This window comes from Vibrio sp. 070316B (assembly GCF_013114115.1).
Lineage (GTDB): Bacteria > Pseudomonadota > Gammaproteobacteria > Enterobacterales > Vibrionaceae > Vibrio > Vibrio chagasii_B.
Genome location: NZ_VTYC01000005.1, coordinates 167,663 through 181,125, shown reverse-complemented (window position 1 = coordinate 181,125; position 13,463 = coordinate 167,663). Strand labels below are relative to the sequence as shown.

14 protein-coding genes are annotated in these 13,463 nt (G+C 45.3%); 1 reads left to right on the top strand and 13 read right to left on the bottom strand.

All coding sequences use genetic code 11. The annotated features are described in order from the left end of the window. The first annotated feature begins 71 nt into the window (after window positions 1–71). A complete protein-coding gene (locus F0251_RS06860) occupies window positions 72–1,331 on the top strand; it encodes an adenylosuccinate synthase (RefSeq protein WP_061031439.1) in 1,260 nt (419 codons plus the stop codon). A gap of 75 nt (window positions 1,332–1,406) precedes the next feature. On the opposite strand, the gene F0251_RS06855 is transcribed toward F0251_RS06860, so the two are convergent. The 13 genes from F0251_RS06855 to F0251_RS06795 all read right to left on the bottom strand — a co-directional run bounded on the left by F0251_RS06855 (window position 1,407) and on the right by F0251_RS06795 (window position 13,453). After that, window positions 1,407–2,348, bottom strand: a complete 942-nt coding sequence (locus F0251_RS06855) for a sensor domain-containing diguanylate cyclase (RefSeq protein WP_171730638.1) — start codon at window positions 2,346–2,348, stop codon at window positions 1,407–1,409. A gap of 206 nt (window positions 2,349–2,554) precedes the next feature. Further along, entirely contained in the window at window positions 2,555–3,190 is a 636-nt protein-coding gene (locus F0251_RS06850; protein ID WP_171730637.1) for an OmpA family protein, read from the bottom strand. A gap of 8 nt (window positions 3,191–3,198) precedes the next feature. Beyond that, window positions 3,199–4,761: a TadE/TadG family type IV pilus assembly protein gene (locus F0251_RS06845; RefSeq protein WP_171730636.1), complete on the bottom strand. Its 1,563-nt coding sequence runs from the start codon at window positions 4,759–4,761 to the stop codon at window positions 3,199–3,201. Between the two features lie 4 nt (window positions 4,762–4,765). Further along, on the bottom strand, window positions 4,766–5,323 hold the full coding sequence (tadF, locus tag F0251_RS06840; protein WP_171730670.1) for a tight adherence pilus pseudopilin TadF: 558 nt from the start codon (window positions 5,321–5,323) through the stop codon (window positions 4,766–4,768). Further along, window positions 5,313–5,795: a TadE/TadG family type IV pilus assembly protein gene (locus F0251_RS06835; RefSeq protein ID WP_171730635.1), complete on the bottom strand. Its 483-nt coding sequence runs from the start codon at window positions 5,793–5,795 to the stop codon at window positions 5,313–5,315. The genes tadF and F0251_RS06835 overlap by 11 nt, the downstream gene beginning before the upstream one ends. Beyond that, entirely contained in the window at window positions 5,782–6,519 is a 738-nt protein-coding gene (locus F0251_RS06830; RefSeq protein ID WP_171730634.1) for a lipopolysaccharide assembly protein LapB, read from the bottom strand. The genes F0251_RS06835 and F0251_RS06830 overlap by 14 nt, the downstream gene beginning before the upstream one ends. An 11-nt stretch (window positions 6,520–6,530) precedes the next feature. Then, window positions 6,531–7,373 (bottom strand): type II secretion system F family protein, encoded by an 843-nt coding sequence (locus F0251_RS06825; RefSeq protein WP_116870464.1) that lies wholly within the window; start codon window positions 7,371–7,373, stop codon window positions 6,531–6,533. Then, complete coding sequence (locus F0251_RS06820; RefSeq protein WP_116870463.1) at window positions 7,370–8,272, bottom strand: type II secretion system F family protein; 903 nt, start codon at window positions 8,270–8,272, stop codon at window positions 7,370–7,372. Before F0251_RS06820 ends, F0251_RS06825 begins: the two co-directional genes overlap by 4 nt. A 1-nt stretch (window position 8,273) precedes the next feature. Further along, on the bottom strand, window positions 8,274–9,545 hold the full coding sequence (locus F0251_RS06815) for a CpaF family protein (RefSeq protein WP_061031447.1): 1,272 nt from the start codon (window positions 9,543–9,545) through the stop codon (window positions 8,274–8,276). Continuing rightward, window positions 9,542–10,783, bottom strand: coding sequence for a chromosome partitioning protein ParA (locus F0251_RS06810; RefSeq protein WP_171730633.1), 1,242 nt, complete (start codon window positions 10,781–10,783; stop codon window positions 9,542–9,544). Before F0251_RS06810 ends, F0251_RS06815 begins: the two co-directional genes overlap by 4 nt. After that, window positions 10,783–11,262, bottom strand: coding sequence for a hypothetical protein (locus tag F0251_RS06805; protein ID WP_116870460.1), 480 nt, complete (start codon window positions 11,260–11,262; stop codon window positions 10,783–10,785). Before F0251_RS06805 ends, F0251_RS06810 begins: the two co-directional genes overlap by 1 nt. After that, the gene (locus tag F0251_RS06800) at window positions 11,259–12,629 is read right to left on the bottom strand and encodes a type II and III secretion system protein family protein (protein ID WP_061031450.1); all 1,371 of its coding nucleotides are present in this window, start codon (window positions 12,627–12,629) and stop codon (window positions 11,259–11,261) included. The genes F0251_RS06805 and F0251_RS06800 overlap by 4 nt, the downstream gene beginning before the upstream one ends. After that, on the bottom strand, window positions 12,629–13,453 hold the full coding sequence (locus F0251_RS06795) for a Flp pilus assembly protein CpaB (protein ID WP_008217605.1): 825 nt from the start codon (window positions 13,451–13,453) through the stop codon (window positions 12,629–12,631). Before F0251_RS06795 ends, F0251_RS06800 begins: the two co-directional genes overlap by 1 nt. Window positions 13,454–13,463 lie beyond the last annotated feature (10 nt).

Here is a 13,463-nt window from a genome sequence, read left to right as displayed (position 1 = left end):
AAAGATAATTAATTTCTCTTATCCACGTCGCAGCACTAACATGATTTCTCAATCAGTCAGGAGATAAACTTATGCCATCTATCGTTGTTGTGGGTGCAAACTGGGGGGACGAAGGCAAAGGCCGCATCGTCGATTTTTTAGCAGCTGAAGCATCTGCGAGCATCCGTTTCCAAGGCGGAAACAATGCTGGTCATACCGTGGTTAACGACTTCGGTACATTCAAACTGCACCAACTTCCTAGTGGTATTTTTAACCCTGACTGTACCGCAGTTCTAGGCCCAGGTATGGTGATTAGCCCTGCGGCACTGAGCCAAGAGATTGAAGAAGTTAAAGCGGCAAACATTGACGTGAAACTTGCTATCTCTGATCGCGCAACACTCTGCCTACCATTACATGCACTAGAAGATACGCTTGAAGAAGAACGCTTAGGTGATGCTGCTTACGGTTCGACTCGTCAAGGCATTGCGCCAGCATACGGCGACCGTGTGATGAAAAAAGGCATCCTTGTGGGTTGGCTAAATCAACCAGAGGTTCTAGAGCAGCGCATTCAATTCATGCTTGATTGGAAGATGCCTCAACTCAAGGCGCTTTACCCTAAATGTGACTTCACTCAGACTGCTTCTGAGATGACGGAGTGGCTACTTGAAGTGACTAAAGCGTGGCGTCCGTTCATTTGTAATGTGACTGAGCCTCTTAAAGCCCTCCAAGCACAAGACGCAAACCTACTGTTTGAAGCTCAGCTCGGAGCGGGTCGTGATTTGGTTTACGGCGAATACCCTTGGACAACCTCATCAAATGTAACTGCAGCATACGCAGGTATCGGTAGTGGCTTACCAGCCCTTCGCCCAGAACGTATTATTGCGGTTGCTAAAGCATTCAGTTCTTCTGTAGGTACAGGTACTCTGGTTACTGCGATGGAAGAACAAGACAGCTTCCGTGAAAGCTCAAATGAATACGGTGCTACAACCGGTCGTCCACGTGATATGGGTTACTTTGATGCCGTTGCGACGCGTAACGGCGTTGAGCTTCAAGCGGCGACAGAAATCGCTCTCACTAAGATCGATTGCCTATCTGGCTTGGCTGAACTTAAGATCTGTACGGCTTACTCAGGTGAGCACACAGAGAACCCAATTTGGCCACAAACGGCTGAGCTAAAACCTGTATATGAAGATATGGCTGGCTGGGACGAAGACATCACGGGTTGCCGCACCTTTGAAAGCCTCCCTCAAGCTGCGCAAGATTACGTAACTCGTATCGAAGAGTTGATGGGTGTACCAGTTGTAATGGTATCGGTTGGTCCTGAGCGCGACCAAATGATCATTCGAGCTTAGACAAGTCAAATAAGCAAAAAGCCCACACTGGTGGGCTTTTTCGTACCTGTCATCGGCATATAAAAGTTGTATAACTTACAACTTGTTTTTCTTGTTGCGATACATGTTTGCGTCTGATGACTTAATCAAGTTTATGATGTTCAAGCTTTCAGAATCAGAGGTTCCGCACCCGTAGGAAAACCCTAATGGAACATCATCATCACCGCGAAACCCTTCAATGAACTCATGAAAATCTGCACGAATTTTTCGAACCAATTCACAAGCGTATCCGGTATCTTCTGAGTGAATAACAACAATGAACTCATCACCACCCACTCTCGCCGGTATCGTGTTGTATTTGATGTGGTTTCTTATGCACGAAGCAAAGCCAGAAATATAGTCGTCACCTTTAAAATGCCCGTAAGTATCATTGATGTACTTTAAATTATCCAAGTCAAAATAGAGACAAACGATCTCTCCATCATCAATGTTTGCTTTGTTGAACTCATGAAAGAACCCTCTTCGATTGAGCAACATCGTCATGATGTCGAAGTGGCTGTTTTTATATAAAATCCGGCTTTCTTCTTTCAAGAGGATTTCAGACCATAGCAAGGTTGAAATGTTCTCAATCAGGCTTACTTGGCTGTCCGTGTACTGGGTCGGGCTTAAGTCGAACACAAATAAAATAGCAAACACTTCGCCGTCTATAACACTTACGGGGATGCCACAAAAGGACTTGTAGTTGTCAGTTTCCCTGTCAGAGTTTGATTCGCCACAAGCACAACCACTCAAATAAACCGTGCGATTCTCTTTATATACATATTCACAAAAGCAACTAATTCGACTCTTATGTAACTCGCATAACTTGGTTGAAGAGCACAAAACGCTCTCAAAGCCCAAACAAGTAAAATCGGAGACCGTGATGATCCCCGCATTCGATGCGTCCATGATGTCGCATATGTTGTCCAATATAGATATCCAAGTATCTACATCGATATTGTTTTCCATCCCTTCGGGAGAGAACTTATCAAAAAGCATTAATATTTCTTTAGTTTCAAAAGTTTCAAACGATTAAATGTTGTTGAATATTCATTAGCGTCCGTTATAACAAAAATTCTAAGGGCTCTGAATTTGAGCAGGCTTACTGTGGCCAAGGACGACAGTAATTAGCGACACCCGGCCGCTAATCCCCTGCTTGACTCTCTATACCGCGCTAGTTAAAAAGCTAAGAGGCATTAATACTCCTAGTTTGTTAATTCAACAGCGTCCTTTGAGGCCCATATTTCCGCACGTCTGTTGTTTGCTCTTCCCTCTACGGTTTCATTAGAGGCGATGGGCTTGCTTTCTCCGAATGAGCGAATGACCAAGCGATGCTTGTCTACACCATCTACGATGAGCGCATCCGAAGTCGTCAACGCCCTTTGCATACCAAGAGCTTGGTTGTAGCCTTCATCACCAGTGCTGTCTGTGTGCCCATCCACCGTGACCGAACTGCCACTGGTTTGTAATTCACTAGCGAGCTGGCTCAGTGCTTTGCTGCCCATTGGTGTTAGACTGTGTTGGTCAAAACCAAAGTGGATTCGAGCCAACAATCCGTGGCGCTCTTGGCTGCTGATCCAAGTCTTACATCCGGTTTTATTGATACCTAGACTCGATTGGCTGGCTAATGCCTGTTTCAACTCGTTGCTATCGGATTGCTGTTCTATTTGTAGCGCCCCCAACCTGTGCTGCGCGACACCAACAACATCATCAACTCTCACACTGTGTTGATATTCACTGAATGCCGTGTCGCAATAAACGCTTATGCCGTCCTCCGCATTGGCGTGAAGGCTAAATTGCAATGTCGACAGTACAATGGAACCGATCATTAACTTTTTCATATTTTCCTCTAATACAACTTAGTGATGCCGCTTGTTTTTGAGCCTTTACGGATGAGTTCTTCTATCTTTTCAATCAATTCATCAAGGTTAGATACGTCGATGATGTCCTCATTTGGGTCGATAACACAGTCTTGAAAACCGCTTTGCTGAGAAGCACGGAAATCGATACCGATGACACCAATATATAAGCCAGGTATCTCCTCTCTTGCTTTGTCACACATGCCTCTATCAACAAGCCCTTTAAGAATGCCGTTATTAGGGCTTTCCTGACCATCACTCAAAATAAGCAACATCTTGATTTTCTTGTTGTATGCTTGCTGTTCTTCGTCATCCGAGCTATTGGGATCGCCATCCTTAAGAATTTGAGAGCCTCTTAAAATCCCTTGAAAAGCGGCGGTACCACCGTCTGCCCACATAGAACTAATCGGGTTTAAATCGGACAATTTGTTCGATAATCGAAGGTTTTTAAACTGCGTTGAACTTGAAGAACCATGAGCGTTAAAAAGATCCGTTCCATTCACACCATAGAAGTTGGGTCTTAAGCCCGACTTGTCCGTAAACATCGTGGCTACAGACGTCGATAAATCAACATAGTTGTATACGTCAGCAACGTGATAGTTATCTAAATAGATCACATCCTTGATGCGCTTAGCGTACTTTTGATTGTCCGATTTTGGGCTTGGGCAGTAGGACTGCCAATTCGCGCAATTAAGTACCTCATTCTGCGAATACGCACGCCAATAATCCCAATTAACATCATTGTAAGAATAAGGGGACACGTTGGGTTTATAATTGGGTTTATAACTCAACTGACTGGTCGCGTTCGCTCGACCACCTGAGACGATTTCCCTCGTTCTCACGTTAAAAGGCACAAAGCCCACTCGGTTAAGTAGCTTATCTCCGGTGGTGTCTTCTCCAGGTTCATCACACACCTCTTTCCACTCACCATCGACGTACTCTAAGTCAGTCGATGTGCACAGGATCTTGCTAGATATCTGATCGATGGCCGTTTTCAAATCATCAATTTTTTTATGACGACTTGACCCCCACCTATCATCCATCGAGCCGGAAAAGTCTGATACGAACACAATGTCGATGTTGTTATCACCAAGGTAAACGGGGTACTTTCGCGCTAATGAGCGCCCAGCAAGATCTTGCTGCTCATCAAACGAAGGGATAAAACTGCTCGCAAACCAAGAGTCATGAGTGGTCTTTGCATTAACCGTGTATTGGATATATTCAAGAATCCCTGCCCCCTCATCTTCCGCTTGATGAAATCTCTGTGCAGAAAGATTGGTAGACTTAATGTCCCTCACGTAATTCTCGACATATTGAGTTGCTAATCCACGCGCAAGATCAGGCTGATCTTCAATAGTCACCGCTATTGCCGCAGCCTCTGCGGAATCTCTAAGTCGACTGGTCTCTTGCACGTAGCGTGTACCTTCGACTGCCCAAAAGGTCATTCCCATGATAGGAACAAGCAATAAGCCCATCCATACTGCGGCGACACCTTGCTGTCTTTGTAGACTGAGATACTGACGATTGATATGACGTTCATGCTGAATTTTCATTTCATTATCTCCCAGGCATGATAGAAGAAGAGGCAATCTTAACCGTGGTACTCGTGCCATCATTAAAGAACGGCTTGAACCAAGAGTTTTCCTCTTCGCAAAGGCTAACGCGATACAAGGGGTAAACAACGCCCTTATCTACCGGCGCTAAATCCGCATGGTCAATAATTGAATCCGTCTGGCAATTTAAGCTTCTGAACTTACTGCTACTAAACTCAGCGACATTACTGTTGTTCGTTAACGACTCGATCTTGATTGCCACATTGTCTACGGGTGTATTGAGCATTCGACTTGCTACCTTCGTCATGTCTTGTAATTCTGAGTTAGTCACAGACAGGTTCTGCCCCGCCAATACATCCGCTTCAAAATAACGCGTGCGTTCTTTAACCACGTTCACCAAAGCAAAGCTGGACCTATCGAGCTTTGCGCGTGCGAGCAGTTGATGGCTTAAATCGGCGCCAAAAAGATAAACGCCCCACAACGCGACAAGGATGAACAGCAACTCAACGGTAAAAGAGCCTTGTTGGCGATTTCCATAAAACGCTCCTGGGTTACGGCGCATCATCGTTCCACCCCTCGTGTTCTAAGTTCAAAACCATTGTGCGTGAAATATCTCTATCTGCTGCACCAGCCAATTTAATGATTGGTGTGTAGTGATAAGTCACGGTAATTTCGGCCAGATCGTAATTGAAGTTCAAACCTTGGTCCGAATGCCCTCTGTTCTCAACAAAATCGTCGTAGGTTTTGAAATACTGACCCTTTATCGAGAAGCGTGAGCCATCAATCAAAAAGCTCCATAGATTATCGTCATCTTCAATCAAGCTTCGGAATTTGTTCTCGTATTGTTCATTGATCCCTTTACCTTCATAGATCTTGGTATTTCTGATGGTTTCTCTGAGCGAGTATTCGGTCATGTTTACAACGTAGATTTGGTAGCTCGACTCAAAGATCGCAAACGTTGCGAAGAACAGCACCAGAGCCCCTAAAACAAACTCAATCGCTGTCACCCCTTTCTGCTTATTAAGACGCTTCATCGCTCACTCCCAGTTGAGTCAATTCAGCAGCAATCACTTGAATTTCTTTCGCCGAAAAGTCGCCTTTAAGTAGCTTTTGGGCCGAATCAATCTGCTGAGTTTTCATCAATGCTATCGCCAAGTTCGCTTTTACAATCTGATTGGTTGGTTCTTCTTCCAACACTGGCGCTAATGTTTCAATCGCCTGCTGGAACTCACCATTAGCCATCTGGATCATCGCGATGTTGTTCTTAACCACTACATCGTTATAACCACGTAAGCGTGCCAGATTCAGCTCTTGATATGCTTTCTCATATTGGCCAGTTTTTGTGTATGACACGCCGAGTAATACGTGAATTTGACCAGCTCTGTTGCCAGCCTCGACAGATGCGATATAAGCAGCTATCGCACTATCCGTGTCATTTTTGGCATCGAATACTTGCCCTTCTAACTGATAAAGGTCTGGGTTTTCGATGCCCTCTTTTTTCAGGTGTTGAGCGTAAAAATCTGCGGATTCGATGTCGCCTTTATAGAAGTACGCCCATGCTAGTTTCTGTTTCACCACTGGATCTTGGGAGCCTTGCTCAAGCTGAGATTTGTAATGGTTAATGAGACCGTCGTAGTTTTTGACCTTCTCCATACTTGTCACCTCGGCAAGCTGGTGTTCTTGCTCGGAAGGTGTCGATTGGCACCCGGCTAACAGGCTTAGCGTTAGCAGCATCAGGTACATCGTTTTTTTATTCATGCTTCACGCCCCTAGATACTCAATGTCATTTGCATGATGCTCGGTGCGAGAATCAATATTACGATTGGAAACATGATGAAAAGAATCAACGGCACACTCATCTTTGCTGAGAGCTTACCTACCTTTTCTTCAACCGTGAGGATTTGAACTTTTCGCATATCCTCAGCAAGGTCACTGAGTGTTTGCGCAACAGAAGTACCGTATTGCAAGTTCTGAATAATCGTCAGAACAAAGCTTCGAACGGCGGGAGTTGGAATACGCTCAGTCAAATCGTTCAATGCCTTCTCTACACCATGTATCTTGGCAGAGTCAGAGGTACGCTTAATTTGGTAACAAAGGTCGGAATCAAACTCGGCCAGCTCTTTACCCAAGTACACTAAAGATGCCTCTATGGTCATGCCGGTTTGTACACATACCGACATCATGTCGAGTAAATAAGGGAGCTGTGCTGAGGTTTTGCTGATCAACATCTTGCGTCGCATTTGTAGCAAGGTATCCGGAACAACAATCACCGCAATTAGAGAGACAATCACCACCAGCAATTTGTTGGTCGATGTCATGTCCCCTAACAGAACCAAACCTGAAACAAGGCCTAACACCAACACCTTGGCTGGAAAGTAAAACTTGGCCCATTCGGTGTTGTAATAACCTGCTTCTATTAATTTCTGTTCAAGTTCATGTCTATGCTCCTTACCAAATCGAACAAAGAAGCGGTTCATGCGCGAAGGTGGTTTAATGGCATCCCCCCCAATATACGCAGCAACCTTCTTTTGCCTTTGATCGGCACGCACCGACTCAATAATCAAAAAGAGCAGCGAAAAAAACAGAACGATAAGCGAAGCTAGTATCATCATGCTCGTACACCTCTTACTAATAGCCAAACGATGAACAAGCCGAAAAGCTCACTGCCAAGTACGTAAAACAACACCACACGACCTGATTCGTCATACAGGACATAATTGACATTGTCGGGGTTTACATAATTCAGAATGATCATAAAAACCAAAGGTATAGCGGCAACAATCTTGGCGGAGATCCTCGCTTCTGAAGTCATCGCCATCTTCTTTTTTTCTAACGTTCTGGAATCCACTAGTACGCGAATCAATCGAGCTAACACACCTTTGAGTTGCCCGCCGCGCGCAATATTGGCTCTAAGCGTCACGGTGAAGAACAAAAACTCTGGATACGGGTAGTTTTTGCACGATCGCTTAAGCACCACTTCTGGCGATTCACCTAATTTCAATCGGTCGCCCATCAGCTTAAATTCACGCCCGATAGGGTTGTCCATCACTTCACCAACATAACTAATGGCTTGCATCAAACTGTCACCCGCCGTCACGGCACTCATCAGAATGTTCAACGCATCTGGGAATGTATTCTCGAAATCTCGACGCCTTCTGGTCACCAAGAAGCGGTAACCGAAAAAGGAAAAAATCGCAGCCAACACAGGTACCCACCAGGAGTTTGTCATCGAAAGCAAGTCAATCACGATGTACCACGAGGCAATTAAACTGCCCGTAATGTATAACGCGATGTACAAGGTAGAACGCGGCCCCAACACCATCAAGGTTGGTGAAATGGACTCTTTGAACGTGTACCAGCTCTGTTTACGAACCAATGATTTCACGTTAATAGCGTTAAAGTTTTCAGCTTCCGCTTCTTCAATATTGAAGAATTGATTGACCTTTTTTACCTTTGAGTCCCGAATCAAAAGCAGCACAAAAGCGAATAGGATCAACGAAATCCACAACATGTTATGCCCCCTTAAAGGATGCGATAAGCTCTTCATAGAGCCCAAAGAATTGCGCTTTTTTCACAAGCTCAGATCGCTGCATAATGCCGTTGGTGACAAAATCCCCTTTCACGTTTTCACCGAAATGAGCATCGTCGTAACGGAAGCGATAGATCTCTTCCATCACCACGCTATCGCCCTCAAGCCCGACGATTTCTGAGATGCTAGTAATTTTACGAGACCCATCACGCAGTCTATTAACTTGAACAATCATCTGCACGGCACTGACGATCGTTCTACGAATCGCATCTAGAGGCTGATTCAAATTCGCCATCATCACCATAGACTCAACACGGGCAATCGCATCTCTTGGGGTGTTCGCGTGGAGCGTAGACATAGAGCCATCGTGTCCGGTGTTCATTGCTTGCAACATTTCAAATGCTTCAGAGCCACGACACTCACCAAGGATGATTCGATCAGGACGCATACGCAGTGCGTTAATCACCAAGTCTCGCTGGGTGACCGCTCCGGTTTGTTCAACACTGGAGGTGCGCGTTTCAAGTCGAACCAAGTTGGGTTGTTGTAGACGTAATTCAGCGGCATCTTCAATCGTGACGATACGTTCATCTTCTGCAATGTATTGAGAGAGCGCGTTGAGTAGCGTCGTTTTACCTGAACCCGTACCGCCAGAGATCAAAACATTGATACGGCAGCGAGAAGCAATCATCAGTACTCTCGCCATGTCTGGAGACATCGAACCGAAGCCGATCAGGTCTTCAAATCCGATGTTCTGCTCTCTGAACTTACGAATGGAGATTGAGGTACCGTCTAATGCAATCGGTGGGATCACAATGTTCACACGGCTGCCATCTTCTAGCCTTGCATCGACCGTAGGAGAAAGCTCATCGACACGTCGTCCAACACGCGAGGCAATACGCTTAGCAATCGCCAATAGCTGCTCTTCATTCACAAACGAGACTTCAGATTTTTTGACCTTGCCATGTCGTTCGAAAAAGATGTTATTTGGCCCGTTCACCATAATATCGGAGATAGACTGATCTTCGACCAAAGGCTGAAGTGGACCAAGACCAAACAGCTCATCGATTAAACTTTTCACCAAACCAGACTTCATCATCGATGTGATGGGTCTTTGGTAACTGTTTGCCAGCAAATCAACCGCGGCTTGGATCTGTGATTCTAGGTCTTTGCGGCTCATTTTCTGAACCGCTTCTGCATCTAATGCCTCAAAGATTTGACCACGAAAAGCGAGATATAAGTCTTTGTTTGAACTCATTTAACACGCACCTTCTTTAACCAAGAATTCATCGCTTTTTGGTCAATCGGCTGTCCATTAATCAGCTTGACCAACTGTTCCATAGAACGGCTCACATGACGGTCGTGTTTATGGGCTCGCTTTCCATCGATAATGATGTGCGCCAACGACTTACAATAGTCGACCTCTAGATCAACATTTGCTCCGAGATACTTCGCGAGATCGGGTTTCTGCAACACATAAGCGCCATGCGGGCGATGGTAGTTGGCAACCATAATGACGCGCGTACGCGATGATAACGTGAGCTGTAAGCTCGCTATCTTTTCAAACAGTCGCTTCGCACTTCTCACTGATGACACCGATGCGTCGAACACCAACACGACCACATCAAAGTTTTCTACCAAGAGTTGTGGTTCAACTTTGAAGTCCACCGCGCCAGAAAAGTCTTCGATGATGAAGTTAGTGTTTCTTGCCAACAACTCACACAAGGTTTGGTTGTAATTAAGCACGTCGTTTTGACTCATATCACCGTCAATGGCGAGCAAACGCAGGTTCTTACGAGCGTTAGTGAGGTAACTCAATGCCCCTTCTTCATCCATTTCATGCAGTGGCGCGGTAAACTCATCAATGGTTCGTGGCTTAAAGTCTTTTAAACCCAGCAACACATCAATGTTGGTGTCAGCATATTGATGATCGACAAGAATGGTGTCTGAGCCTTGCGTCGACAACAGTGACCCAAGCTCGGTAGAGATAAACGACGTGCCCACGCCGCCTTTTGCGCCAACGATGGCAACACGCTTTGCTTTACGTTTCTGACTGACACCAGAGAAGGTTTTTAGGTTCTTACTTACGTGCGTTAAGAAATCTGCGAACTCCTGCTTATTCACAGGCCAGAACACATAATAGAAACCCATGTCTTTGAGAGAACGAAGCGTTGAAATGGCATCTTCTTTGCCAATCACGACCACGCCTTTATGAGTCGGCAGTTTGCTGGCAAAAGCTTTCGCATCTTCCACCACATTACTCGACTCATTAAGCTCTAGAATCACGATATGACTACTTTGTTGCTCGGTGATTTTGGTTATGCCCGCTGTCGCTTTCACACACGCAGGATCATTCCAACCTTCAAAGCGAAACACTTCCTGAACCAGGTTTAAACACTCTTGTGATTGGTAAAACAACGTACATCCAGAGACACCTGTCGAGGTTGCCTGAACTGGCTTGGCCTTCGTTGTTAATGCTTTCGTTAGATCAAACATTATTGTTCTCCTACCAATCTCGACTTGTACGCGACTTGCTTCAATCTCATCGATTCAACAAAACAATCGGACTGCCTTGCACGAACATGAATCTGTGCTGGTGTACATTCTTGGCTCTTCAATCCCGTTAACGTCACTTGGATATTTAGATCGGTTGGTAATAACTGGGCATGTCGATAAACCACTCTCTGTGGGGCGATGATGTGCGATGGGTACTGTGCAAAGATCCCCTGCAACATCTTCTTGTTAACGGCCGACTTATAATCCACCAAGTAGGTCGCTTCTTTATCCATCGACTCAATCTTATGTATTAAAACGTCGAGTTGCTTGGTGGTTTCTGCACGGCTTTTAATCTCGAACTTAAAGCTGTGATGCTCTTTGTATACCAGGGCTTCAGAACCATGACCGACAAAATATTGTTCAGAAGCACAGCCGAATAGTGAAATCGCAAACAACGCCATCAATACTAGTTTCTTCATTGGATAAATCCTCCTTGCGACAGCAGACGAATCGTTGCATCAGAAGACGTCACCTCTTTACCGTCCCATTTGATGTTCAGCCAACGTGCCAATGTCGATGTTTTCTTGATATATGGCAGTTGAATATCTTTCGGCTTCATCGGCTCCACGAGGTTTACGGTGGCTACGATGATCAATTCGGTGCGTTTTCTTTCAGTGGTTGCTTTTCTAAATGCGGCACCAAGAACTGGAATATCGCCCACAAAAGGGATCTTCTGCATTTTTTCCAAGTCAGCACTGCTCATCAAACCACCGAGAACAAAGCTATCTCCATCGGCTAGCTCCACAGTTGTCATGGCACGTCGAGAGGCCAATTGCGGTACTTTTATACCGGCGGCTTCTACGTAACCCTCAACCTCACTCACTTCCGGTGCTAGTTGCATACGGATTTTGTCTTGGCTCAACACTTTGGCCGTCAGGTCCAGCTTGATACCGAACTCTTTAAATGAAATGTTTACGTTACTGCTTGTAGAGACGATAACTGGTACTTCACCGCCAACGAGAAAGCTTGCAGACTCGCCAGACAAGACCGTCAAGTTTGGCTCTGCGAGAACCTCTGCGATTTGGTCGTTACCTAACGCCGTGATTAAGGTACTGAGGTTAGCCGCATCAAATTGGTCGAAAACAAACTCACCCACGCTTGAGCCAACAGTGCTCCAATCAACACCAACGGTTTGCCCAAACGATTCGGTTACTTGAGCGACCGATATCTTGACATTCACCTGCTGAGTCGTCGCGACTTCAATCCGTTCAATGATCCCTTCCCACGTCATATTGCGGGCAAACACCATGCTTTCCGGTTCTTCATAGTCTGAACTATCAGATTTAAACTCTAGCTTTTGCGTTTTGTCCCATTTCTCCGTTTTTTCTCGACCTAGCAGCGTCGCGACCAAGCGGTAGATGTCGTCACGCGTTGCTTCTGAGTCAACAACGCCACTCACTGCGACTTGCTCTCCCACTGACTGAACCTTGACTTTGGCATCAGGGAAATGGAATTTGAGTTGTCGCCTGATGTCCGTTAAGTTCAGGTCAACAATAATACGGTCTGATAGCAGTACATCGTCATCAACGCCGTAGACAATCAAACGCGATTGACCCACGCTATTGGCAAATACTACAAGGGTATTGTCATTGATTATCTTGTAGTCAACGATACTTGGGTTGTTAATGAACACTTGACCGATTGGGCTTTTAAATTGGATGTGCTGACCATCATTGAGCGTGATAGAACGATCAGCAGCAAAAGTGTTTGTTGTAGAAAGTAAGCCAACAAGCGTTACTAGAATAGAACCAAACAGTGCTCGTTTAACTCGATGGGTAATTATCATCACAAAGCCTCTCTTGGGTTGTTCTCGTTACCACGTAACTCAACAATGCCTGTATAGTTATCGATGATATTGCGTACCTCGGCGAACTCCGGCTGCAAATAGTGTTGACTGCGATAGATTTCGATATGCATGGTTCGTTGCGCAAGCGCGAGTTTTGGTAGTTCATCCGGGCTCACTTCAATAACAACGGTTGTCAGTCCATCTTCTTTACTCGGAGAGCGAGCGGTAATAGAACTGTCACCCGTGTCATCATTTCCGATATTGAGTACCTTGACGTGTTTCAAAAACATCGACGCCTTTACTCCCCTAAAACGCTTTGGCTTATCGATGTTGCCAGCCAAATTGGCGTTAGGTGAGCTCACCGTAAGTACATCGATAAACGAACCCGGTCGGATGTAATCATTAATCAGATTTTTATCGCTGACCTTGAGTGGGTATAACGTCATGCCTTCTGTAACTAGAAGGTCAATGTAGCCAGGCTTGCCCGGGCTCACTTGATATTCAGGCAATACAACATCGCCTGCTTTAAGATTTCGATTTAATAGAATGGAAGGTGAAAAGCTGATCTGAGCATCTTCTCTAACACCAAGCGTCAATGCTTCACTGAGAGGCAATTGCTGTTTAACGACACCTTGTGCATTGATTGCATGCCCTTTTTCAAAGCTTTCGGTGCTAATCCAAACCCCAACATGCTTTTCGCTTTTTTCAGCGACCACTTCATCAGTTGTTGTTGGTTTAGGTTCACTTTTGAACAGATCGATAACGCCTAATGCGCCGATGATTAAGGCAGCAATGGCGACAAGTAATACCAGTCGTGATCTCATAATGTGCTCA